This window comes from Priestia sp. YIM B13490 (genome assembly GCF_042787735.1).
Taxonomy (GTDB): Bacteria; Bacillota; Bacilli; order Bacillales; family Bacillaceae_H; genus Priestia; species Priestia megaterium.
On the sequence record NZ_JBHZOT010000014.1, the window covers coordinates 1 to 25112 of the forward strand.

Here is a 25112-nt window from a genome sequence, read left to right on the forward strand (position 1 = left end):
AGCTTCTCTTTTCCTTTTAGCTGAATCCCCCATTTAATTAATTGTTTTTCTTCGTAGCCTTTGGAAAAATTCTTAATTAAATGGAAGATAGATTGGTATATTATAAGAAGTAAAAGCCCATATTTGTCGTCAGTAAGTGTAAATAATAAAACTATAAAAATAACAAAAATAAGATAGTATTTACTTAAGAATGTTTGAACACTTTCAACTAGCGTTCATAAAAAAGTAAGTAATTTATGTTCGTATTATAGATTAAATTTTGACAATTTGAGGGTTTATATAAGAAAAACAGTAGCAGATAAACATTCTGCTACTGTTTTTCTTATATTTTTTTTATCCAATTATCAGAATGCTCTACACCATAAGCTGATTGAAGAACAGGATGGAGTACTTCTTGTTCGAAATTATTTTTTCTCGCAAAAGCTTCCATTTCATCACTTTGAACAGATTGTATCTCTAACGTTTCATATCCTTCTTTGCGTCCATATTCCAAAAGTAAATCTATCAGTCGTGTGCAATTCCCTTGTCTTTGTTTTATAAACTTTACTATAACAATAGTAATTTTTTTATTGCGATCACTTCCGAAGTATAATTCTAACTCACTTTTTTTGTCACTACCTCCCCCGATAACAAGTTGTCTATAGCGAAAATAAGCTACGTTTATTTGTCCATCAGCATCTTCTTTCATTAATTCAAATATTTTTCTTAATTCTAAAGGCTCGTTATCTATATTTCCTTTGTAATCAACAAACTTTATGGCCATATTAAAACCCCTTTAATTTATGAATTTGCAAATGATATAGTTCTCGAATTAAACACAAAAATCCTGTCTAGGACAGGATTAAAAGGAGAACATTTCTCTATTTTTCTTAATTCTTCGATAATCTTTGCTATGTAACCACGTTGAAGATATAACAAAAAAGCATCAATTTGTTTAGTTTAGTTCTCACAGCTTAGATAAATGTGGTATTTGTAGTTGATAAATATTAATATTATATATATTTACAAGAAATGAAATTTATTGGATTATGAAGAGGGGATAACTGAAATGGAATTGTTAACAGATCATAGCTTAATATACTTGAGTAACAAGCTTGATGAATACATTCAAAAGTTTGGAAATGAACATATAAAAAGATATATAGGTTTTTATGAAGGAATCCCTACTAACTATTTAAAAGATATTTTTTCTATGTTTCACTATCACTTTAATCACTTATTTAAACATATGAACAGTAGAATAAGCAGTGGTTACTATACTGCTGATGAGAGTAGAAGTCTTATATATTGGTGCGAACAATTAAAAACCGTTGAATCAAACTTGAAAGGTACAAAATATGAGTTTGAAACAGATGCTTATTACGCATATATAATAGAGCAATGCGAACAATTTTTAGAGTATTATAGAGGTAGTAAAATCCCTGATGATTTCTCAAGAATAAATATTGCTGAAAATGCACCTATATTTATAATAAAAGATTCTATTTCTATAACAACGAAAAACCAAAAAGTATCATTTTCACTCAAATCAGTTGGAACAGGTTCTTATGCCACGGTGCACAAGTATAAAGACGATTTTTATAATCGAACTTTTGCCGTGAAAAAGGCCGATAAAAACCTTACGGAAGAGGAATATCAGCGCTTTAAAATTGAATTTGAAGTAATGAAAAAACTAAAATCTCCCTATGTTATAGAAGTTTATAATTTTGACGAATATAAATACTAAAATAAAAGGCTCTTTAAATGATCGAAAATTAGAAGTCGTTGGTTTTAGTAATTATGAAGTATGGCACGAAACCTATGCCTTGACTCGATTAATTTATTTTGTAATGACAGGTAAAATGAAAATTGGCTCATTTGAAAATGATGAATTTAAGAAATTTATCAAAACTGGAATTGCAGATGATGAAACAAAAAGATATCAAAGTGTTGAAGAGATGCAAAAAGCCTTTAATAATATTGCTCATACATTTCGTTAAAACAAAGAATTTAAACAAAAAAAAGCTCGTTATGAGCTTCTTTTTTGTTTAAACATTTACCAAGTGCCCAAAAACACTATTATAGAGTCCCTGGATTTCAATTGTTTTAGTCCCTGTAAGACTTTCAACTATATAAAAGGATTTATCTTCTAAGATTAACTTGTAGTCTGTTTTTATAGGAGAAATTTTAAACTCACTTGTTAAATCTTTTAACTCTTTTTTCGCTGTTTTTAAAATATTCTCCTGGTCTCTCAGACTTTTAATTATATCATCGGCTTTACGTGTATGAGTAAGATTTGTCTTAGCAGAGGAAATGCCCCCACCCATTAGACCATATGCCTCTCCATCAATATCAACAAATGTTACTATGCCTGCACCCCTCAACAATGAATGAACTTTATCATCATTTTTTCTTGATAAAGTAACTGGCAGTTTAAAAGGTTCTAATAAATATGGCCAATTCCTTTTAACAATTCCTAGTAGGTATTGCTGGGAAAATTCCGTTCTGTCCTCCAGCTTATGTTTAGTTACATCAATAAAATAAACATCGTCTTCCTTTAGTATAAAAAATAAGAGATAGTCTGATCTTTCAATCAAACCTTTGCTATTCAGTTTATTGTTTAAATGTAAATGATGGATTCCCCAATCGTATAATAATGGGTCCTTTTTATATAATTTTGTAGATCCTCCGCTCAAATGAGGATTAATATCTTTACCATTTTTGAATTTATTTCTTATCTGTTTCAAATAATCATTATAAGGTTCCTCAACTTCTCTAACTTTTAATTCTTCCGAAATATAAACTCTTCTTCTTTTTACACTAACTGTTTTATCTTGTACATTGAATAATGCAGCTAACAAATTATGAGTATCCTTTTTTTGTATCTGCTGATAGCCTATTTTGTTTAATTCTGCTTGTAGAATCCCATTTAAATCTTTTAATAAATTCAAACAAAGCCACTCCTTTTTTATTTTCTACTATTTTTTCTTCTTCCGATTAACCCCTACACAATGCTTTAACTTTTTAATTTCTCTATGTAAATGAAATACTAATTGATATTTTCAAAGCAATCTTAATATGCCTATTTTCGACAATTCTTTTAATGTTCCTCTAATTCATAGGTTAAATTACTTAGATTATAATAAAACAATAGATTTATATAAATACTTAAAAAAGGAAAAAATAGTTCTTTTGGAGAATATTATAAAATTGTATATTATTATAAGGAGGTTTTTTTATGGAGACTTGTGATAATTGTCAAAGAAAGTATGAGTATGGTACAGGAACATCAAGCAATGGATGGAATTTCTGTAGCTCCAGTTGTGAATCAGACAAACGATATGAACTCGAGAAGGATAGAGGTTAATCTTTTAAACTAACACTAAATAGAATACCCAGTCTTTTAATATACATCGTCCAGTGTACAAGAAGAAGTGACAAATGAATGTTGTCACTTCTTTTTTACCAATTAAAAGCAACGTTAGAGGAGGAAAATATGAATTTTACTGATTTTGAACTTATCTTAGAATTAAATAAAATGGAGCAATATAGTAGGAAAGAATACAAATTTACAATACTAAAAAAAGCAATTATTAATAATAAAGAACAATTAAGTGTACATAATACAACACTTATTCTGAGTAAGATAAATAATTTGTTTGAAATATTGGTAGATTCATTAGGTGAATTTAGTGATAGAGACTTTAAGTTTGTCACAGACGAGATGTTTGAACATTACTTTTCCCAATTCAAGAAATATAAATTAAGAATAGGAAATATTCCTGAACTCTTTGACAAAGAATATAAAGAGGATTTTCAAAAGAAGGTCTTGCTGCATTGGGAAAACGAAAATAAAGATAGCGAAAAGTCTTTCATAGAAGTATTTGATGATTTTCACCGAAATTGTGTCGAAAAACATCCAAAGCTCTTCATCAAAGAATTAGATCAATTAAGAAACTTATATAGAGCACAAAGAGGAAGATGGTTTAATAATTACGAAAGAATGGTTCCAATTCCAGCTCGAAACGATAATAGATGGAATCCCAAAGGCTATGACTTTTTATATTTGGGGTATGAGAACAATATCAAAATGTATGATAAAAATGTTAATTCTATAGAAAAAACTTGTTTTGAAGAATTGAGACTACAATCAGGTGAAGATGTCACTACTTGTAAATTCACCCCTGTAAATAAAAAGCTAAAAATAATTGATTTTTGTTATGAGGATGTTAGTTTTGAGGATATTGAAAATAACATAGAACAATTAATGGATGCTATTACACAAGAAAAAGCTAAAGAAATCCTTAAAGATCCAACAAACATTTCGAAAATTAAGAAAAGCGAATTTTCTGGTCCGATTATTGAAAGAATTTTATCTAAAGATAAAGGATGGAAAAAAGTTAAATCAAGAATCAAAACAGAGAGCGAAATGTACCTGGGAAGAACATTAATGAAAAACATCGATGAAGCAGTATTCTTACCGATAGATGAAAAGAAAGATCCAGAACTGAATGCATATAAACCATTCCATTTGCTGTCTAAATACTTAATGGATAAAGGATATGGAGGCATTCTGTTCAGAAGTACGAGAATGAACTTGATAGGCCAAAAGGGAAAAAATTTAGTCTTGTTTAACAAAGAAGACGCTACCTATGTAGAAGGATCTATAAAAGTATACCATTACGACGGAAAACAATACCACACAATACAACATTCACTAAAGTAAAAACTTCATATCATTAATCAAGCCAATAGTTAAAATATAAGAAATAAGAGATTAATTCTCTTGTTTCTTATATTTTAAATTTTCCTTTATTACTTGTAGTAGAGCTGTCTCTACCTATATAATTCACTACATTTTTAAACTAAATTAGATCATTTGTTCATCACTTTTATTTTAAAGCATATTTTTCCTTTTCTTCTTCTGGTAAATTTTCTGGTCGTCCGTAAAAAGAAAAACTGCATTTACATCCAATACTATGTATCTGTAGATCCTTTTCTTTAGCTCCTTTAACAGGTATAGCTTCTGTTTTACACAATGTTGAACCGCCCATACCGTTAACAAGAAAAACTGCATTAGGGATATCATTTTTCTTAAAGTCCAATTTCCCTATTTTATATTCTCTATTTCGGTAGGTTAACGTTAATAAATGACGCATTAATGTTTCTAATTTCTTTTTTTCAAACATTACTTGTTTCTTTTCATTTACTGGGAATTCAATCATTAATCCATTAGGAGTCGAATGAATGTATCCTGCATCCTTAAGTTCTGTAGCACCACGTTGATGATAAAAATTCTCTACATCTTTTTCCACTTTTAAATATCTTTTTCGAGCAATTGCATTATAAGAAGAGAGAAGAACCCTCGCATCTAATGACAGATTATAAAATTTCTCTCTGTATTTTAATAAATTAACCTGTTCTTTTGCTTCATTTTTTATATAATAGTAAATTTCATATTCTTCAGGATTACTAGAATCTTTCGCTCGTTGCAGTTCTTCCTCAAATTCTTTCCACTCATACTCTTTGAACATTAAAAAGGACATTAAAACATAATCTGGCTTAATACCGTTTAAAGCGAACCAACAAACTTCTCTATGAATCAAGTCTATTTCATCTTCCTCAAGCCCGTATATTGGAATTTTTATATCCTTAGCAGCTTCATATCCTTCCTGATTTACTCCAAAAAAACGGGAAGCGCTCTTTATATCATCTTCATTTTTAGCAAAAGATCTTATTAAATGTTCATTGGCATTCTTTATCAAATCAATTGATCTATTTATATCTCCACTATCAAAAATATCCCTTGCCTGTTGAAACAATTCCTTACTTTTTTGTTTATAGAAATCTTTATCTTTTCCTTTTTTAGATATCGTTTGTAACGCTTCCTTTGGTTTTATTTTTGTTGTATTTGGATTAAAAATATCCTTTAAGAATTTCTTAAACATTTTTGCACCCTCCTCTTCTATAACAATAATTTCAATAGTCTAATCTTACCATTACTTTTCAATCTTCTATACGAGAAGAAATATAATATACCACGTTTTTTTCTCTAATATCATATGGATCTTGAAATAGACACACTACCCATACATAGCTTCTATTTTACTTTTAAGGATAGTCATTGATCCGCTTGCTACATCTTCTTTTACCAAAGATTTTTACCGTTGTTAATATAAATCAATATATATACAAGTTTAGTTAACATAATCAAAATTCTAGGAACTACTATACTGTAAACATATATTGAAACTTCTTCCTCGTTAAGATGGTTATTTCGTTTGATTCTGTAAAAAATAGGCAATATAAACAAGGAACAAGAAGGAGGAATAATCCATATGAATAAAAAAATGATAATACTCTGTATTTCATTAGCTGGAGCTTTAACTACAGGATCTCTTACAGGTTGTTCTAATCAAAATGATTCATCCTCAAACACACCACAAAAAGAAAGTAACTCTGCAGAAAATAAATTAAATTTACAACGGTATTCCAAAGACGCTGATAGTAAACAAGATGAAGATTTTGATCTAGTGGGAACTTTAGAAAAAGAAACAAACGATGAGTTAACACTTGTTATTGATGATAAAAAGGTAAAGGTACCTAAGAGTAATGCGTTTAAAAAGGAAAAAGGTACACCTAAGAATAGTGATGGAAAACAAGTAAATGTAGAGATTAATGCTAAAAATCAAAATGCAGAAAGTTTAGAGTTAACTCCTCAGGCAAAAGCAGATTCAAATGGTATATACGAAAAAGATGCTGATGGAGATTACAGTATAATTGGAAAATTAATTAATGAAACCGATAATGATGTAACAATAGAAGTGTCTAGTGGAAAAAAGACTTATAAAAAATCTAAAGACTTTGAGCAAGATGACGACAATATGCCTGGAGATAGTAAAAACAAAGTTGTGCGATTAGAAGTAAAGAAGAATGATGAAGTTGAAAGTCTCGAGGTAAATCCAGAGGATCAATAAATGGAATAGAGAATTTAAGTAGCTTATTTGTGTTACCTATAATGTATGTTTTGTTCTTTTTAAAAAGGGTAAGAACCAAATAAGATCATGTTCATTCTTAAAGTGAACACTTTTCCCTTTTCCAAACTATTTCGTTGGATATAGGCGCCCTAATAGGCGTCATTTTTTTTGCACAAAAAAGGCAATCTACCACGTTTTCATGAATATAGATAGGAGAATAATAAAGAAAGGGAAGGTGTGAATGATAAGAAAGTTATCTATTCCTATTTTAACTTTAGTGATACTATGGACAATTATTCTTTGCCTAGAGAAACAAGTTATGGTGGCCTGTTTTCTATGGGTCGTTTATAGCGCCTTGCAGTTTTTCCGAAGGGAATAATTTTTATCTTCTACATAAAGATTTTTAGGAAAGTATATAAATGGTACATAAGAGGCGTTCTAATAGACCTTTGAATTTCTTTAGCAATACTACAAACTTAACCTCCTTCCATAAACAAAAGACACTGGCTCTTAACCGGTGTCTTTTGTTTATAATTTTATTTTATGCTCAATAAATTTTATAGAAATGTCATTTATATAAATTATTAGACACTTTTCAGTTCCCTTGGATCTGTTACTTTATTTTTGTATTTCTTTTCAAATTTATTAAACATGGATATATTCGCTAGTACTCCTACAGCAAACAGAAGCAATGTAAGAGAAGAGCCGCCATAACTTACAAAAGGTAACGTTACACCTGTGATAGGAAGAAGGCCCGTTACTGCTCCTAAGTTAACAAATGCTTGAATGCCAATCATGACCGAAATACCGATAGCTAATAAGGCACCAAAAGGATCGTTGCATTTTTTAGCAATTTTTAAGCCTTGCAAAATAATGAAAAATAGTAACCCTAATACAAGTAATACTCCCCAAAAACCTAACTCTTCAGCAATAACTGCCATAATAAAATCTGTATGAGACTCAGGTAGATAACCAGCCTTTTGAATGCCTTGGCCTAACCCTTCACCTGATAGCCCCCCAGTTCCTATAGCTAGGTAGGAGTTAACCAATTGGTACCCATCCCCTTGCTGATTCGCAAATGGATGGAGAAACCCAGTAAAACGAGCTAAACGAACAGGAGAAAAAACGGTAGCCATCTGTCCTGTTACTAATAAAACGATGAGCATAACAAATATTCCTACTACTCCTAACAGAGCAATCTTTAGCATGGATTTTCTAGAAATACCTGAACATAAGACAATAGCTGCAACTGTACCTAAAATAAGGAGAATTCCACCGTAATCGGGTTGTAAAGCAATTAAGAAACAAATAAAAAATACGATAAGAATAGGTGGAATAATAGCACGCTTTAGATCATTGATATACTCTTGTTTATTCGCAAAAACAGCCGATAAATATACAATGATCGTTAGTTTCGTAAATTCTAGTGGTTGTATTCTAATCGGGCCCAGTATAAGCCAACTTTGTGCATTTCCCGCGGTATGTCCAAAAATAAGGACCAAGGCAAGAAGTGTAATCACTGTTATTAATAAGATTTTTAATACTTTTTTCTCTCGATAAATTTTATAGGGAATAAAGGCAGAAACACAGAAAAAGAAGAATCCTGCTATCAGAGCAAGTTTTTGCTTTTGATAAAAATAATCCCCTTCAACACCGTAACGACTAACCGCCGTTACCATACTAGCACTGTAGACCATGACTAAACCGATGAGGCTTAGAACAATTAAGGCTACAATAAATTTGTAATCATAACATTTTACTATTTTCTTAAACATAAAAACTCCTCGTTCCTTGCAAGTGTAAAAATCTTGTTTTTATCATAAAACAAAGATTCTTAGTAGATTATATAGAGTAAAAAGAACACTCAATAGTATAATAACAGTTCCTCGTGCTTTGTTCTTTCCTACGATATAATCATTTATACCATGTAAGAGAAAAGATACTGAAACCATAAGAACGGCTATATTGTACCAGTAATCGCTATCAAAAAGCCAAGCTATACTCATACAAATAAGCAATACAATCAACGTTGCATTTCGAATTCGATTATCAATAAAAATTTGTGCATATTTCATAAAAATCTCCCACTACTATCTCTTTTATTATATATCGTTACGTTTTATCCTCTCCGTCTCACCTTATTAACTTATACACTTCTTAGACGTTCCTGTTTTAAGATTAATAATCCTCTTTCTTCCAAGAACTCAGGACATATAGAACATTTTGTTATATAATAAGTTGTTTTGTATGTTTTAATTATAAACATTAGGATAAGGAAAATAATAAAAAGCGAATCCTTTCTTTTTTATGCTATTCGTTATTATACAGCTACATTGATTTTAGAGCTTTTTTTACCTGATTAAAATATGAAGAGAGACTTATTTAGTATTCTCACACTTGAACGTGAGAAATAAGGAGAATTCCTATGTCATTGACTACTACAGATAATTTCTTTCATTTCTTAATACTAGATATCATTCTTAGTTTCCTCGTGCTTTGTTTTATTATTTTTATAGATAAATATTTTGGTGAAAATAAAGATACAAGTGAAGAAAAGAGAAGAAAGTATCAGAAAGATTTCATTGCCTTGTTAGCAGTTGGATTAATCGTTTATTTTATGTAACATACTATAATGTATAGAATCGTTAATCATATGGAGGAGCAGCAGCATGATTCGAACAATCGCTATTACACAAGACTTACATGTCAAAGAAGATATACCTCTTGATCACTTGTCTGATCCTTCAATTAAGTGGTTCTGGGTAGACCTTGCCTCTCCATCTGAGGAGGAAGCAGAAGTATTAGAGACGTTTTTCCATTTTCACCCTTTAGCTATCGAAGATTGTCTTCATTTATTACAACGCCCTAAACTTGATTATTATGAGGATTACAGCTTTTTAGTTCTTCATTATTTAAATAGCCACACATTAGATGTTGAAGAAGTAGACGTATTTATCGGAGACAATTATTTAGTGACCTTTCACTTTAAACCATTACTTAGTATTGAAACAGTACAACAACGTCTTTTGCAACATCCTAATGGATTTAATAAAGGAGTGTCCTATATTGCCTATGCGGTTCTGGATCAATTAGTGGATGATTACTTCCCAATTGTGTATGAAATTGAGGATAAATTAAATGAAATTGAAAGCAAAGATGCCAAAAAGTCAATTGCTTTACTAATGAATGATGTTTTTGATATCCGAAGTGATTTATTAAAGCTTAGAAAAACCGTTCTTCCTATGCGTGATCTGCTATATCGAATTATTAATTCTGAACGTTTACATATACCTGCAGAGCAGAAAGCCTATTTCAATGACATCTACGATCATTTAATAAAATTAACAAGCATGGTGGAAGCCAATCGAGATATGACATCAGATATGAGAGATAATTACCTTTCACTCAACGCCAACCGGATGAACTCTATTATGATGACATTAACCATTATCTCCTCTATTTTTATCCCTCTCACCTTTGTTGTAGGGTTATATGGGATGAACTTTGATCATATGCCTGAACTTCACTGGCACTACGGATATTATATTGTTTTAGGAATTATGGCTTTAATGACAATTGGCATGATTCTTTGGTTTAAACAAAAAGGCTGGTTTAACGTCAATAAGTAGCAGGATTTTTTCTTTCTATACATAAGTTTTTAGTACATTGAGAAAACTACTCAAGACGCCGTGAGGCATCTGCGAAAATCCTTACTGCAATAGAGCAGAAAAACCTACTAATCTCTGGGGTCAGTCCCCTGTCCAGTAGGTTTTTCACTTTTTTTAGCTGTATACGATATACGCCTGTAGTTGACGGAATGTAAATTTTCGGCACAAAAAAGCCTTTAGATTTATAAATCTAAAGGCTTAAAATATGCTTAACACTTTATTAGTTATATCTGATTAAAAGCTTAGTAAAAATAAGTCCACTTAATGATGGGAACAATAAATAAGCTCCTAGTGCTCCTAAAGCCATTCCATCCCATCCGCCTACTACCAAAATGCTAATTGCAATTATAGTTAAAGAAATGACAAATCCAATGTTAAAAACTTTATCCCCTATGTGTTTATCAGAGTTTCTTTTTCTTTGAAGCGAATGAAATATATACGCCAATATTAAAGCAGCTATAATCGTCCCTAAAATGATCTTAACATCCATAGAATACCCCTTTTATCCTTTTAATTCCATTTTAACAATAATATTGGGTAAAATCACTATGTATATGATATGCATTGCTAGTTTACATAAACACTCTTTCCGGAAGACACGAAAAAGAGAACCCTGTGCGCCACTTGGGTTCAGCTAAGAGTCCCTTTTCCGGAGTATACATCTTTTTATACATTGTTGATATGACTACATTCTTTGGATAGTTGAAAGAAACGAGAATGTATAAAAAGCGCTCCTTTTATACATATGTTAACCCCTATAAAAAATAGCCTATATGCGAAAAATATGATGAAAATAGCTTATTCCATACATCAAATATGTATGAGCTCTACTAAAAGCAGCCGAAATAATCACGGTTGCTCTTTTTTTGCCTAAAATCGTGTTGCTAGCGAACTCATACGTAAAATTAAAAGTCTTTTCGTGAGTAGTTGTATTAGTAATTTTCTCATACTACCTCTTATTTTCTTCAACACAAATCAAATAATACGTTTAGGAGGTGTTTTTATGCCAGAACACAGTTTCAATAAAACACATAATAATAACAATCATAGCAATAGTTATGATACAAACGGTGGAAGTATCCAACCAGTAGATGTACCCCAATCTGTCGGAAATAAAATTCCTGCTGAAAACGATGGACTAACTGGAAAAGTAAATGCAAACCTCGGATACCATCCAAAAAAATAGCACGAAAAAACCGCCCTACAAAAGTAAGGCGGTTCTCCGATAAGTTTTATCTTACAAAACTAAAACCATGTAGAATCTTTATATTTTGGAGATTATACCATTTAACAAAAAAAAGAGCAACCCTAAAGTTACTCTTTTTCTCAGCAAAAACTAAAACAAAATGTGTGCATTGGTGCTCAAGGAGTGTTCAATAAAGTATAAGTTCAGGAATAATAAGAGCTTCATCATAGATCAAAATAGACCATTTTACCATGTTGTTGCAGATAAAATTCATTATGATGCCTGACTTTTTTAGATAGCGAGCTTTTCTTAAGTCATTAATATAAGTGATAACTGTATTTTGTATAAATAATCAAGTTTTAAAGAAGAAAGCTCCGTTATGAATCAACAAGCCCTGAAACTGTTAATTATCTATTTTTTTAATTTAAAGTACGCATATGCACTCAACATGATAGCTACCATCATTATACAAGTAAGAGGAAACAGGATAGTATTAACAAAATGATCATAAAACCAACTATACAGAAAAATCACCTCACATAGTTTAAATTCACATTGATAAGCACTAGTTTAGAAGGATTCACGGATTGTAAGAGTTATTTCCTCCTCAGAAAAATCAAGCAAATGAACCTGTTACTCTCTCTGCTTCTTTCTATTTTTCAAGAAAGCAACAAGAAGCAGCAGAAGAGGAATAATCGCAGAGAGGGGAATATACAAAACAAACATCTCTATCCCCAATCCTTCATGGAGGTGTTCTTGAAAATTGCTAGAAATCGTCATTGACATAAATAGAATCATAAGCCCTATAGGATATGAAAGTCGTGAAGGTGATTTAATCTTAAATAAGTTGGCCGTTCCTATGACAGCCGCATAAAGCAACACACTTATCTTAAAGAAGCCACCGGTAACTAAAGCAATCATAAAAAACACATCAAGACGTTCTAAAAAGTCAGCTACTTGGATGCTTTGTATGGTGCTAAGAAGAGGAAATTGGGAACGTTCAGTCAAATCAACCCCAAGTACACTAATGTTAATCAGCATGGCAATAGTCAAGTTGATGCCAGCTAATCCTGATGCACATAACATGGTCACTTTGGCTTTCTTTGGGTTTTTTAAATACGGTAAAATCATTGTAAACACAATCGCTTCACTGAAAGGAAAATACAAGATTTGAGTAAAAACAACTTTCAAGGGTTGGAATATCCCTTCTTCAAGTACTGGTTGTAAGTTCGTAATATCGATTAATCCTGAACATACAATCAGAATAAAGCCAGTGATGGCTAGGATATACATGATTATAAAAAAGATTTCTCCGGATCGCGCTATTACTTCGATACCTTTGCGAACTGTATAAATAATAACAAGAATCAATAAAGCATTCGCAATAAACAAAGGGGTATCGGGATAGGCAAAGGTTAACAGCATCTCGCCGATATCACGTAGAACCCTTGCTACATTATAGATAAAATAAAAGATATAAAGAAAGGCCAGTACGCTTCCTATGGCTTTACCTAAGATTTTTTGCATGTACTCTGTAGGTAAAATATCTGGATAGTACGAGTAAAGTTTATTATAGACTAGAAACAGAACAAAACTGAATACGGTTCCAAGCAGAATCGCAAGCCAAGAGTCCTGTTTTGCGTCCATAGCAATAGGTAACAATAAAGTAGTACCCAGCTCAAACAAAACCATTAGGATAAAAAGCTGACTGGCACTAATTTTAGCTTTCTCCATTCAATCCGCCTTCCCTTTCAACTGTATTTAAGGAAATGTTTTAATTTTTTGGATTATCCTTTACTGCTTTCACCACTTCTGATTTTTCGACCGTTATGTAATAAATACTAGTTTTACTTTAAGGTTAATTCTAGGCTAAAAGTATTCTTTCTACGGATAAGAACTTTACTGGGGAATTTAACAAGGATGACAATATTCCATATGAAAATTAGCTAGTTAAATTTGTTTTTCCCATGCTTCTTCCTATTTTTAAAGAAAGCTACAAGAAGAAGCAAAGGAGGAATGACCGTAAGAAGAGGGATATGTAGAACCAGCATTGCCACCTTTAGTCCTTCATGGTTATGTTCTTGAACATTACTCGCAATGGTAATAGATAAAAAGAGAATGGTTAGCCCTAAAGGATACGATAACCGTGAAGGTGATTTAACCTTGAATAAACTAGCAGTTCCTACGACAGCTGCATAAAATAGCACACAAATTTTAAAGAAAATCGTGATGATTAATGCGAGCATAAAAAATACATCAAGACGTTCTAAAAAATTAGCTACTTGGATGCTCTCAATTGTACTAAGAAGTGGGTATTGGGAACGTGCAGTTAAATCAACCCCGAGTACACAGACATTAATAAGCATGGTAATAATTAAATTGATTCCACTTAATCCTGTTGCGCATAACATAGTTACCTTTGCTTTCTTGGGGTTGTCTAAATAGGGTAAAATCATCGTAAATACAATGACTTCTGTAAATGGAAAATACAACGTTTGAGTAAATACCACTTTTAGGACAGGGAATAAACCTTCTTCCAAAATAGGTTGTAAATTTTTTATCTCGATTAATCCAGAAGATACAATTAAGATAAAACCAGCAACCGCAAGAACATACATAAAAATAAACAGCAGTTCTCCTGATCGAGCTATGACCTCAATTCCTTTTCTAATGGTATAAATAATGACAAGCATTAATAATGCATTCGCGATGAATAAAGGTGTGTCCGGATAGGCAAAGGTTAACAGCATCTCACCAAAATCGCGTAGAACCCTTGAGGCGTCATACATAAAGTAAAGAATGTAAACAAAAGCCAGTACGGTTCCAAGTACTTTCCCGAGAATCCTTTGCAGATACTCTGTAGGCAAAAGATCGGGATAATAGGTATAAAGCTTGTGGTAGATTAACAATAGAACGAAACTGAATACCATTCCAAGCAGAATCGCAAGCCACGCATCTTGTTTTGCATCTATTGCAAGAGGTACCAATAAAGCACTACCCAGTTCGAATAGAATCATTAAGATAAAGAGCTGACTAGAACTAATTTTAGCTTTCTCCATGCAATTGGAACCTCCTTTTTGTTTTTATTTAAAGCAACCTTTTGTCTTCTTGAATCTTTTTTTAACGTTTTCATCACTTACTATTTTTGAACATTATGTAGTAGATTGCTTTAAGGCTAACTCTAGACTAAAAAGATTCTTTCTACTGGTAAGTACCTTACTAAGGAATATAACGATAACGAAAATGTTCTATATGAAAATTAGTTCATCAAATGTGTTTACCCTGATGCTTCTTCTTGTTATTTATGAAAGCTACAAAAAGAAGGATAGGAGGAATTATTGTGAACAGAGGAATATGTAGAACAACTTTGGCTACATGTAATCCTTCATGAAGGTGTTCTTGGAAATTACTCGCGATTGTGATAGATAAAAATAAAATAACGATACCTAAAGGATACGATAGCCTTGAAGGTGATTTAACTTTAAATAAGTTAGCTGTCCCTATGGTGGCCGCATAAAATAATACGGTAATTTTTAAAAAAATCCCAATCACCATAGCAAGCATAAAAAATACATCCAGTCGTTCTAGAAAATCAGCTACTTGGATGCTTGCTACTGTACTAAGAAGAGGAAATTGCGAACGTGCAGTCAGGTTAACGCCAAGCATACTAATATTGATGAGCATCGTAATAACCAAATTGATTCCACTTAATCCCGTTGCACATAGCATGGTCACCTTTGCCTTCTTAGGATTATTTAAATATGGCAAAATCATCGTAAATACGATAGCTTCGGTAAACGGAAAATATAAAGTTTCAGACACTGCAACCTTTACAGATGGTAAAAAGCCATCTTCCAAAACAGGTTGTAAATTTTTAAACTCAATTAAACCAGAAGAAATGATTAAAATAAACCCAGCAACCGCAAGAACATACATAAAAATAAAAAGCAGTTCTCCTGATCGAGCTATGACTTCAATTCCTTTTCTGACTGTATAAACAATGACAAGCATTAATAATGCATTGGCGATGAATAAAGGCGTATCAGGATAGGCAAAAGTCAACAACATTTCACCAAAATCACGTAGAACTCTTGAGGCATCATACATAAAATAAAGAATGTAAACAAAAGCCAGTACGGTACCTAGTACTTTACCTAAGATTTTTTGCATATATTCTGTGGGTAAGAGGTACCAGTAAAGCACTCCCCAGCTCAAATAAAACCATTAGAATAAAGAGCTGATTGGCACTAATTTTTGCTTTCTCCATTTAACTGGCACCTCCTTTTCCTTATTTTTGATTCTCTTTTATTCCTGAAAGAAATGACTTGTTTCGTAAGCCAGCGCGACGTACATAGGCTTCCACTGTAATATCTACATCTAACTTCGGAAAGTACACATCATTCCATTCCATTTTCATTTTCTTAAATTGATTTGGTCTAGTACGATGAACTACTTCTCCAAATCCCAAAATATCCGTTTTGTTTTTTTGGGCACGTTCAATAGCTGTCTTTAGCTCTTTTTTAATTTCTTTCCTCACGGATTGTTCGATTTTTGTAATGACCTTTGGATTGGTGATATCAACAGGTACCTCCATGTCACCGATATCTCCTTCAACACGTGTATGAACAGAAATATGAGGTTTGCCATTCTTCACTTGAGCAGACACACTTGTTTTTTGTCGTACAGTTTGATAAGCAATAGCTTCTTTCTTTCCTGCCCAATCAATATTAATATCCGTTCCTTGGATTTTATCAAGAATCCATACCGTTCCTCTTGCTGGTTTTCCATACAACCAATCTACTAGCTTTCCCTGTTTTAAGACAGCAATTCCAGAAGCACGAAGCGTTGCTTCGGGTGCACTTTCCTGAAGGTTATCCAGCTTTTGTGCTTGCTGGGGATTTCCATCTAGACGAAATCCTGATACGACAGTTCCACTTCCGGGAGATTCAAGGCTCTTCATCACCTCTTGAAGCGATGTTTTTACATTCTCTCCCCATTTTCTTTCCGTAAATTCTAAGGTTTTCAGCACTTTATTCGCTGGAATCTTATCAACCGGCGTTAACGTTTTCACTAGATCAGCTGCAGACGAATGGTTGGCAATCACGAGGGTGGAAGTATTTCGAAATTCTGGATCTCGATCAAACGCATCAATTAATGTATCAAGCCCTTCTTCTTTAGCCAATTTTTCACCAACCACGACCAAGTTTGTATGAGCATAATACAATCGTCGAGAAATTCTGCCCGAAGCCCGTCTACTTGCTTCGACTACATTGTCTCCTGAAGCTGAATAAATGGTAATAGGAGGGCTTTGAGTACCGCCTCCCCCTCCTTGTATACCAGCCACATTCCCTGGATTAATAATTTGGAGCGTTATGTGATATCTTCCATCTTTTGTTTTATCGACGCCCAGAGCTGCCACGATAGCAAGGTCAGTTAACTCTTTTTTACTCCAACAACTGGTGAGCAAGATGGTTACCGTCATCATCAATAAAAGAAAAACTCCTTTACGCTTCATTGTTGTCACCTTCTTCAAAATCACGATTCACCATACCACGAGATGCAGGGGGGTGCGGGTTTTGATTTGATCCTTCTCGAATCGTGTTAGCAGTAATTAATCGCGGTCTTTGTCTCAGTGTCCACCACGGTAATCTTATAACGGTATCTCCATTGTTTACAGGGATGAAGGGAGCAAATGGAGCCATATAAGGTACCCCAAACGAACGTAAACTGCATAAATGTACAACCATCATTAAAAGGCATAAAATGATGCCATAGAAACCAAATGTTGCTGCGCCAATCATAAACAAAAACCGAATTAAGCGAGCTGAAATCGCCATATCAAAAGAAGGTGTGGCAAAACTGGCAATGGCTGTGATCGATACAATGATAACCATTGCTGGTGACACAATACTTGCTTGAACGGCTGCTTGACCAATTACAAGGGCCCCGACAATGGATACGGCTGAACCAATAGCTTTAGGTAAACGTATCCCTGCTTCTCGTAAGATTTCAAAGGTTAGCTCCATAAGAAGGGCTTCCACAAATGCTGGAAAAGGAACAGCTTCCCTCTGTGCCGCAATTGCTACAATGAGCGTGGTTGGTACCATTTCCTGATGGAAGGTTGTTACCGCGACATAGGTAGCAGGCGCGATAAGCGAAATCATAAACATAAAAATACGTAAAAGACGAATTGAGGTTGCAATGTCAAAACGCGCATAATAATCTTCAGCCGATTGGAAGAATTGCATGAACAAAGCAGGTGCAATCAGTACAAAGGGGGTTCCATCCACAAATATAGCAATCCGCCCTTCTAGTAGGTTTCCTGCTACAACGTCAGGTCTCTCCGTGTTGTACATAGTTGGAAAAGGGGTGAATGTTTGATCCTCTATTAGTTGTTCAATATAACCTGATTCCAAAATGCTATCGATATCAATTCGCTTCAATCGCTGACGAATTTCTTTAACGACTTTATCATTGGCAATGCCATGTATGTACATAAATGTCACATCTGTCTTTGTTACGCGTCCTACTTTTAAAGACTCCATCCATAAATCAGGGGTTTTAATGATGCGGCGTACCATAGCTGTATTGGTCCCAAGAGACTCGGTAAAGGCCCCTTTTGGTCCTCGCACCACCATTTGAGTAGTAGATTCCGCGATGGAACGTTTTTCTCCACCTTTGGTGCTAGCACTCAGTGCTTGTTTTACTCCATCCACTAGGATAAGAGTATCTCCTGCCATTAAAGATGCAAATAAATCATCCAAGCTAGTGATGAAGGATATGTTTCCAATTGTCATTATATCTTTAGAAAGGAGGTCTATCGCATTGTGCTGATTTAATTCTTCTTTATGATCATCCTTCATCATAGATTGCAGTAGATAATCTTGAATCGACTGATTGTCTACAATTCCTTCTACATAGACAATCGCTGTTTTTATGTCGGAAGCCCCTCCCATTTTTATCTCACGAATAACGACATCTGAACTATTTCCGGTTTTCTGCTTAATCATGTTAAGGTTGTCTGATAATGAAAATTGTATCCATTCTATTTGATGATCAGGAGTTTGATTTTCTTCACTCTGTGATCGTTTCTTTTTTGGTTTGCGATCTTTAAAAAACGAAGGCATAGATTTAAGCACCCTTCTTTAAATTTTTATTAATTTAACCATATAGAAACTTTTTATGTAAAAATTAACAATAAATATTTATGTATCATCATAGAAGAAAAAGAAAAACCTATTAAATGGAGCGTGATTGATATGAAAATCATAGGTATTAGCCTTTTAATGATGGGATGCTTAATGGGGTTTTCTTTAGGCATTGATATTCTTCAAGGATTTGATGTTTCTCAGGCGTTGTACAACGCCTTGAGTCCTTTTCGAGTAATGGAAGTTGCCGAATTATTTGTGCTCTTTTTTCTTCTTTTTCTTTTTTTTGCTGAATCTGCATATCTTTTTATAAAGAAGAGGAATCAAAGCAAGTAACTGCATACTTATAAATCGCTTTTTGAAAAAAGGAAATGGAAATAATAGAGATGTAGTTCAGGCTATTCGTTTCAATTGGTTCTTTTATTAATCAAGATTCACATAAGATAATTCATTGTCTATATTCATTAACTGGTTTTTTATCCACTCCTTCACATTGTTCATTCTGGAATCAAACGCCATTTGAAAGAGACCAGTTAACTGAAAATCGGTGAAATGACTTCCTTTTAATTTGAGAAAAGCCTCCTCATAAGAAGAGAAATGAAGCTGTCTGAATAAAAAATCGACCATTGCCTCCCGAACGTATTCTTCATTTTTCCAACAATTCATGGGAACATGAGCAAATTGCCAAGGTTTAAAGACTCCAGGATAAACAGCCTCTACTACTTGAAAAGGGGATTGGCCGAACAGGGAAAAGACACCTCTCAGGCTATGTTGACTAAAAAAGTGAATATTAACCTGAATAGGAATCTCTTTAAGAGGGATTTTTAGTTTTTCCTCTATTACGTACTTTACTGCTTCAATAGCTCGTTTTTTTCCTTCGTCTCCATCCCAATATTTATCAGGAACTTGTTGAAACTGCCAAGCTTTAAATCTTCCTGGATAAGCGTTATCAATGACTTCGTAATAATTCCATTCATAAAGCATAGCAGGTGGTTTAAGACGGTTAGACCATAAAGTGCCTGCCGTTACCTGTAGAGGAATCTCGTGAATAGGAATCGATAATCGTTGCTCAAGTAGATAGCATGTCATATAGCGCATATATTTTTTTCCTTCATTACCTACAAAGAAATAGTTAGGAAAACGTTTTCTTTTCTTTTCTAGAACATCTTGATAAATATCGATGACTTGTTCTCTATTCACTATCCAAAGCCCCTTTTGAGAAAGTATATTTGTTTATTATTATGTATAATAATGGGATTTATATACGGATGGAGCTGAATCTGATAAGATACATAATGAAAAGAAAAGCTACTGATCCTTTATCAGTAGCTTTTCTTTTCATTATGTAAATAGGGATATGGGAATTGATAAAGGAAAAATAATATACGTGTGCATATTGATTCTTGAAACCAAACTCCAACAAGTCCGCCATCCTTTCTAAGCTACGATTTTTTTGTGTTTAAAACAAAAATGTAATCGCTTTCCACTTTGAATTGTTGTAAAATAAAAAAGGCATGTTAATTGGAGATTTTTCGAAATGTCATCTTAACTCATTGAGCCTATTCCCACATAACAGCACAAGGGAATAGGTTTTTTTATGCAATTATAGATATAATATTTAAACCCAAATTTGAAATAGGATTATTTGTATAAATTTAACAATAACACAAAATATACCGTTCATAAAAGTATACCTTTATGAACGTATAAAAAATTATCAAAATCGATTATTTTATATATCCGCAAAAGTTCAAAAACACTTTATGAACGTTCTTTGTTTTATATATACTTTTACGGACGTTTTTTGACTAAAAACGGATATAGAAATCTGTTAATTGGTGATTTGTATTACGGTTACTATTAACTACATTAATCATAGACTCAAGACGTTTGTTTTCCATAACGTCCAGTCCTAATAAATAATCGATAAAAGCAATTTTCGATAGGGTAGCAATCATCAATGTTTCTAAATCGTGTTGATCCATTATTTCATTAACAAGCTTATAAAGTTCACCTTTTCTATGTCTCATCGCTTTTTCATCCACAACAACAGACCTATCAATTTTAAAAACACTCATATTGTTCCCTCGCTTTCTAGAATGATCTATTTTCATTAGTATGCTCATATATCTATAAAATAAAAAAAGATACCCGATTTAAACAAATCGGATATCTGATACATTATTAAGCTGTAACTTATTTCTTATTTCCACCATTCTGTTTTCCAGTGACCATCCAAAGCAACATTAATCCAAGTAGCTACATGATTAAAAATTTGTTGAAGTTTTGATGCCACTTCTTCATCTTGTTCAGACACTCTCTTTAATAAGTTTAGATATCTATCCCTTAATGAAGGGTGTGTTTGACTAGGTTCCTGAGGGGTTTTATCATATAAGGCCAGCAGTAATATTACTATTAATGAGGGAGCAAATAAAGTAAGATCATTTCTTTCTTTCATTCCTCTAATTAATAAATCAAAGCTAAAATTATCGGCAGTAAATTCATCTAAATGCAATTGACTAAATGTACCATCTGGTGGCATAAACTTTGCTACGATGTTTCTTCCGTTCGACTCTGTATGCTTTAGGAAATGATGACCAATCTCGTGTCCTAATACAAAAGACATGCCTGCTACATATAAATCTGTTGCTATATGTAATCTAGGGGATTCAAGATCTACCTGTCTAGGAGCAGGAGCCTGTCTATTTTCACGAATTTTTTTCAGTAGGGCTTTCTTGTCTACCAAATCTGATAATGACTCCCACATTTTTGGTATTAAATTGTCCCTTTCTCTCCCATCATTAAGTGTCATACCATACATATGGTATGACACTAAATCAGAAATAAATGTTAGCTGATAATCTACATCAGCATTCATTTTGATTAAATAGCCGTCATATTCCTCATCCATGTTCAGTGCCACTACATCGGGTCCAAAATTACCTAGTACTCCAACATATATTTTTTTTAGTTCGTTAATTAAATCAGGATCGCCTTCTGCATCTGTAATAAAATTCAGAATTAGACTATTAATAAAAAAGTAATTACTGTACCACATTTCTCTTCCTAATTCAAAATTAGTTATATTACCAAATTCTTCTTGTTTTTTCATGATTTTCTCTCTCGTTTCAAGAAAATGAGCATTTTCATCCGCAGTTATTAAACCTGCCATATGTTTATCCCAATCCTCTACTCCACCGAAGTATTCATCTAAGAATCTTTCTTTTGCTGATTTTTTATATTCCATTTTGTTCCCCTCATCACTAAACTTATTTAAAAGCTAACCTTTCTATATTTTTAGGTTAACAAATTTTTTCTTTTTGGCAAGTTTTGTTATCAAAGCGAAAATTTAATATCTATTTCCTGTTTTGCTATTTTATTAGTTAGAGTCTACACAATAAAAAAAGCAGCCAAATATTTGGCTGCCTTTTTTAGCAAAAATGCACAACTAGAATTACATTTTATCATCTTGGATTACTAATTGCATTTGAAATATATCTGATTCTGTAATTCCTGCCTTTTTTAACTCATCTTGAAGGGTCATTCCCTCTTCGATCTTTATTTTCCTTTTCGTACCGTCTCTTAATGTAAAGATCCTCATTTGATACATTTAACAAATTCCACCTTCACAGAAATTTTAACTTTTTATAAAATCTTTTTAGTTTTAAATTACTTTCTTCACCTCTTATTTATTAATACAATAAAAAAAGAGTATGTGCAGCCTCTTCTTAAAATTTTAACGAAAAGAAGTGATCGGATAGATTTATTGTTACTTAGTTCTGTGTTGTAGAAGCTCTTGAAGAATTAGGTGAATTAGCTAGTAGAAGATAATTGAATTTAAGGAGGATATATTTTGGATAAAAAAAGTGTAAACAAAGCAATAAGGAATGCAATTAAACTTGGTGATAGTAAGGAAGTAAAACAATTAATAGGTAATGATAAAGAAATTTTGAACACAATGACTCCATTTGGTACATGGTTGCATGTTGCAGCTAAAAAAGGACATCTTGGAATAGTAGAATATCTTATACATAAAGGAATTGACGTTAATACAAAAGGTGATATATTTGATGCTTCTTCTTTAAGATTAGCTGCGGGAGCAGGGCATTTGGAGATAGTAAAGTATTTAATAGAGGCTGGTGCAGAATTAGATGTGAGTTTAGCAAAGAGAAATCCATTATTTGGAGCAATTTATGGTGGGCATAAAGATGTAGTTGAGTTTCTAGTTGAAAAAGGAATAGATATTTCAATTAGATATACCGGAGAGAGTATGAAGAATATGAATGCATATGAATATGCTAGAGAATTTGGGCAAACAGAAATTGCTGAATATTTAATACAGAAGATGGATGAAAAAAATAGAAAAGTAAAAGAATGATGTGTCTTTCATTTCCGTTAGAATATCAATAATCGGGAAAAGATTCCATTGAATAAAGAACGTTTGTTCGTATATAATAAAGAACAAACGTTCTTTATTAAGGAGTTATTCCAATGGATGATGGGCAGCTACCAAACAGAGTCATTATTTGCATCGACATGAAAGCCTTTTTTGCTTCAGTTTCCAGTGTCATAAGAGGATTAGATCCGTTGAAAACAAAGCTTGCGGTTGTAGGAGATATCAAACGGTCGGGATCTGTTGTGTTAGCTGCCACACCTTTATTAAAGAAAGAAGGGATCAAAACAGGAAGTCGCCTCTTTGAAATTCCTAAAAGGAAAGATATCCATGTGGTGAATCCATCCATGGAGAGATATATCAAGGCGTCGAACTATATTTCTAGTTTGGTGTTACAGTATGTGGCGCCTGAAGATTTCCATGCGTATAGCATTGATGAGCTGTTTATTGATGCCACAGCTTCTTTGCATTTATTTGCTCAAACACCAGAGGAGCTAGCTCATCGAATACGTAATGAGATCTATCGCAAAACAAGACTGACAGCTACCGCAGGAATCGGTCCGAATCTCTTACTAGCTAAAGTCAGCTTAGATCATGAAGCGAAGCACAGCCCAACAGGAGTTGCTTATTGGCGATATGAGGATATTCCCTTTAAGTTATGGTCAATTCATCCAATGAAGGATTTCTGGGGGATCTCGTCAGCTACAGAAAGACGCTTAAACCGTTTAGGCATCTATACCATAAAAGAACTCGCTCTTTCTTCTAAAGAGATGTTAAAAAAAGAATTTGGCATCATGGGGGAAGAGTTACACCAACATGCAAATGGGATTGATTTTAGTCGTATTTCCGATGTGTACATTCCTAGTTCTCGTTCCTTTGGAAAAAGTCAGATTCTCTTTCGAGATTATACAAGCCGAAAAGAAGTGGAATTATTACTATTGGAGCTATTGGACGATGTTTGTTTTCGTTTACGTATGCATCAAGTGGTGGCTCAAACGATCCATTTATCGATTGGCTACAGCAAACAAACAGGTGGAGGCTTCTCAAGACAAAAGAAAATGGGAAGAGCTTCAAACTTAAGCCAAGATATTTTCCCTTATTGTTTAACCATTTTACATAATTTTGATAATGGAATGCCGATTCGCTCCATTGGAATTTCATTATCTAATACGAGCATTGAAGAAGAGGAGCAAATGAGCTTATTTGAGGATATCGATCAGCGTGAAAGAGCCTATGCTCTTGCCAAAACGATAGATAACATTCGGCTGCGTTATGGCAAGAATAGTGTACTACGTGCGTCTAGTCACCTTCCTTATTCAACAGCTCGTTATCGAAATGGCCTTATGGGTGGCCATAAAGCGTAAGGAGGAAAAAGAGATGGAACCTAGAGGAATGAAAAAATGGCGTCCATTCGCCACTATGCCAGAGCAATTCATAGGGTTAAAGGAGATTATAAATAAGCAAGTAGAAGTAGCTCAACCTGTTTTAACAGAAGAGCAAATGGAACAGATGAATTTCACCTTAATTGAAGCCTTACATACAAATAAACAAGTATACCTTACATATTATAAGAATGGGCAAAGTATAACCGATACAGGATTCATCCAATTTGTTGATTCCCTGGGGAATTTGTTTGTTTTTATCGATGAAATATTTGAATTAAAAAACAAAATGAAGTTAAGTGAGCTAATTGATGTTCGATTCGTTTAAAATTAGGGTGAATTCAGTTTCATTATTTAAGTTAAGCAAGAGTTTGCAGCA

Annotated in this window: 24 protein-coding genes and 1 pseudogene; 11 read left to right on the top strand and 14 right to left on the bottom strand. The window is 33.2% G+C overall.

The features are described from left to right. Window positions 1-322: 322 nt before the first annotated feature. A complete protein-coding gene (locus ACFX4R_RS25075) occupies window positions 323-763 on the bottom strand; it encodes a hypothetical protein (RefSeq protein WP_377570784.1) in 441 nt (146 codons plus the stop codon). Window positions 764-1048: 285 nt separating this feature from the next. Here ACFX4R_RS25075 and ACFX4R_RS25080 point away from each other — a divergent pair, with 285 nt between their 5' ends. Both ACFX4R_RS25080 and ACFX4R_RS25085 read left to right on the top strand, forming a co-directional pair. Continuing rightward, complete coding sequence (locus ACFX4R_RS25080; RefSeq protein WP_377570787.1) at window positions 1049-1726, top strand: protein kinase domain-containing protein; 678 nt, start codon at window positions 1049-1051, stop codon at window positions 1724-1726. Continuing rightward, window positions 1707-1979 carry a hypothetical protein gene (locus ACFX4R_RS25085; RefSeq protein ID WP_377570789.1) on the top strand — a complete coding sequence of 91 codons (273 nt, stop codon included), beginning with the start codon at window positions 1707-1709 and terminating at the stop codon, window positions 1977-1979. The genes ACFX4R_RS25080 and ACFX4R_RS25085 overlap by 20 nt, the downstream gene beginning before the upstream one ends. A gap of 48 nt (window positions 1980-2027) precedes the next feature. Here ACFX4R_RS25085 and ACFX4R_RS25090 read toward each other — a convergent pair whose 3' ends face one another. After that, entirely contained in the window at window positions 2028-2930 is a 903-nt protein-coding gene (locus tag ACFX4R_RS25090; protein WP_377570791.1) for a hypothetical protein, read from the bottom strand. 545 nt (window positions 2931-3475) lie between these two features. Here ACFX4R_RS25090 and ACFX4R_RS25095 point away from each other — a divergent pair. Then, the gene (locus ACFX4R_RS25095) at window positions 3476-4705 is read left to right on the top strand and encodes a hypothetical protein (RefSeq protein WP_377570793.1); all 1230 of its coding nucleotides are present in this window, start codon (window positions 3476-3478) and stop codon (window positions 4703-4705) included. 166 nt (window positions 4706-4871) lie between these two features. Here the strand turns inward: ACFX4R_RS25095 and ACFX4R_RS25100 are convergent, their stop codons facing one another. Beyond that, entirely contained in the window at window positions 4872-5927 is a 1056-nt protein-coding gene (locus ACFX4R_RS25100) for a hypothetical protein (protein ID WP_377570796.1), read from the bottom strand. Window positions 5928-6317: 390 nt separating this feature from the next. Between ACFX4R_RS25100 and ACFX4R_RS25105 the strand changes: the two genes are divergently transcribed. Beyond that, window positions 6318-6956 (top strand): hypothetical protein, encoded by a 639-nt coding sequence (locus ACFX4R_RS25105; RefSeq protein ID WP_322551914.1) that lies wholly within the window; start codon window positions 6318-6320, stop codon window positions 6954-6956. Window positions 6957-7540: 584 nt separating this feature from the next. Here the strand turns inward: ACFX4R_RS25105 and ACFX4R_RS25110 are convergent. Next, entirely contained in the window at window positions 7541-8731 is a 1191-nt protein-coding gene (locus ACFX4R_RS25110; protein ID WP_322551913.1) for an FtsW/RodA/SpoVE family cell cycle protein, read from the bottom strand. A gap of 650 nt (window positions 8732-9381) precedes the next feature. On the opposite strand from ACFX4R_RS25110, the gene ACFX4R_RS25115 reads away from it, so the two are divergent. After that, window positions 9382-9579, top strand: coding sequence for a hypothetical protein (locus tag ACFX4R_RS25115; RefSeq protein WP_322551912.1), 198 nt, complete (start codon window positions 9382-9384; stop codon window positions 9577-9579). 46 nt (window positions 9580-9625) lie between these two features. Further along, complete coding sequence (corA, locus tag ACFX4R_RS25120) at window positions 9626-10585, top strand: magnesium/cobalt transporter CorA (RefSeq protein WP_377570799.1); 960 nt, start codon at window positions 9626-9628, stop codon at window positions 10583-10585. Window positions 10586-10844: 259 nt separating this feature from the next. Here the strand turns inward: corA and ACFX4R_RS25125 are convergent, their stop codons facing one another. Further along, on the bottom strand, window positions 10845-11114 hold the full coding sequence (locus tag ACFX4R_RS25125) for a YesK family protein (RefSeq protein ID WP_318619211.1): 270 nt from the start codon (window positions 11112-11114) through the stop codon (window positions 10845-10847). Between the two features lie 513 nt (window positions 11115-11627). On the opposite strand from ACFX4R_RS25125, the gene ACFX4R_RS25130 reads away from it, so the two are divergent. Next, a complete protein-coding gene (locus ACFX4R_RS25130) occupies window positions 11628-11810 on the top strand; it encodes a hypothetical protein (protein ID WP_028410102.1) in 183 nt (60 codons plus the stop codon). A gap of 633 nt (window positions 11811-12443) precedes the next feature. Here ACFX4R_RS25130 and ACFX4R_RS25135 read toward each other — a convergent pair. The 5 genes and pseudogenes from ACFX4R_RS25135 to ACFX4R_RS25155 all read right to left on the bottom strand — a co-directional run bounded on the left by ACFX4R_RS25135 (window position 12444) and on the right by ACFX4R_RS25155 (window position 18937). Continuing rightward, window positions 12444-13544 carry a GerAB/ArcD/ProY family transporter gene (locus ACFX4R_RS25135; RefSeq protein ID WP_097825513.1) on the bottom strand — a complete coding sequence of 367 codons (1101 nt, stop codon included), beginning with the start codon at window positions 13542-13544 and terminating at the stop codon, window positions 12444-12446. Window positions 13545-13756: 212 nt separating this feature from the next. Further along, window positions 13757-14869 carry a GerAB/ArcD/ProY family transporter gene (locus ACFX4R_RS25140; RefSeq protein ID WP_377570802.1) on the bottom strand — a complete coding sequence of 371 codons (1113 nt, stop codon included), beginning with the start codon at window positions 14867-14869 and terminating at the stop codon, window positions 13757-13759. Between the two features lie 208 nt (window positions 14870-15077). After that, a pseudogene (locus ACFX4R_RS25145) lies at window positions 15078-16077 on the bottom strand (GerAB/ArcD/ProY family transporter). 21 nt (window positions 16078-16098) lie between these two features. Then, the gene (locus ACFX4R_RS25150; protein ID WP_377570804.1) at window positions 16099-17325 is read right to left on the bottom strand and encodes a Ger(x)C family spore germination protein; all 1227 of its coding nucleotides are present in this window, start codon (window positions 17323-17325) and stop codon (window positions 16099-16101) included. Beyond that, window positions 17315-18937 carry a spore germination protein gene (locus ACFX4R_RS25155; protein ID WP_377570806.1) on the bottom strand — a complete coding sequence of 541 codons (1623 nt, stop codon included), beginning with the start codon at window positions 18935-18937 and terminating at the stop codon, window positions 17315-17317. Before ACFX4R_RS25155 ends, ACFX4R_RS25150 begins: the two co-directional genes overlap by 11 nt. 132 nt (window positions 18938-19069) lie before the next feature. On the opposite strand from ACFX4R_RS25155, the gene ACFX4R_RS25160 reads away from it, so the two are divergent. Next, the gene (locus ACFX4R_RS25160) at window positions 19070-19294 is read left to right on the top strand and encodes a YczF family membrane protein (protein ID WP_029325680.1); all 225 of its coding nucleotides are present in this window, start codon (window positions 19070-19072) and stop codon (window positions 19292-19294) included. A gap of 87 nt (window positions 19295-19381) precedes the next feature. Here ACFX4R_RS25160 and ACFX4R_RS25165 read toward each other — a convergent pair whose 3' ends face one another. The 4 genes from ACFX4R_RS25165 to ACFX4R_RS25180 form a co-directional block, all read right to left on the bottom strand. Next, entirely contained in the window at window positions 19382-20158 is a 777-nt protein-coding gene (locus ACFX4R_RS25165) for a DUF4046 domain-containing protein (protein ID WP_053488497.1), read from the bottom strand. Window positions 20159-20766: 608 nt separating this feature from the next. Further along, window positions 20767-21072 (bottom strand): hypothetical protein, encoded by a 306-nt coding sequence (locus ACFX4R_RS25170; protein WP_377570809.1) that lies wholly within the window; start codon window positions 21070-21072, stop codon window positions 20767-20769. A gap of 89 nt (window positions 21073-21161) precedes the next feature. Further along, window positions 21162-22205, bottom strand: a complete 1044-nt coding sequence (locus ACFX4R_RS25175; protein ID WP_377570811.1) for a M48 family metalloprotease — start codon at window positions 22203-22205, stop codon at window positions 21162-21164. 207 nt (window positions 22206-22412) lie between these two features. Then, window positions 22413-22568 carry a hypothetical protein gene (locus ACFX4R_RS25180; RefSeq protein WP_180237327.1) on the bottom strand — a complete coding sequence of 52 codons (156 nt, stop codon included), beginning with the start codon at window positions 22566-22568 and terminating at the stop codon, window positions 22413-22415. 243 nt (window positions 22569-22811) lie between these two features. Between ACFX4R_RS25180 and ACFX4R_RS25185 the strand changes: the two genes are divergently transcribed. From ACFX4R_RS25185 to ACFX4R_RS25195, 3 genes are all read left to right on the top strand, one after another. After that, the gene (locus tag ACFX4R_RS25185; protein WP_377570813.1) at window positions 22812-23336 is read left to right on the top strand and encodes an ankyrin repeat domain-containing protein; all 525 of its coding nucleotides are present in this window, start codon (window positions 22812-22814) and stop codon (window positions 23334-23336) included. A 113-nt stretch (window positions 23337-23449) separates the two neighbouring features. Then, complete coding sequence (locus ACFX4R_RS25190; protein WP_377570815.1) at window positions 23450-24715, top strand: Y-family DNA polymerase; 1266 nt, start codon at window positions 23450-23452, stop codon at window positions 24713-24715. Between the two features lie 13 nt (window positions 24716-24728). Then, window positions 24729-25061: a YolD-like family protein gene (locus tag ACFX4R_RS25195; RefSeq protein ID WP_377570818.1), complete on the top strand. Its 333-nt coding sequence runs from the start codon at window positions 24729-24731 to the stop codon at window positions 25059-25061. Window positions 25062-25112: the final 51 nt, after the last annotated feature.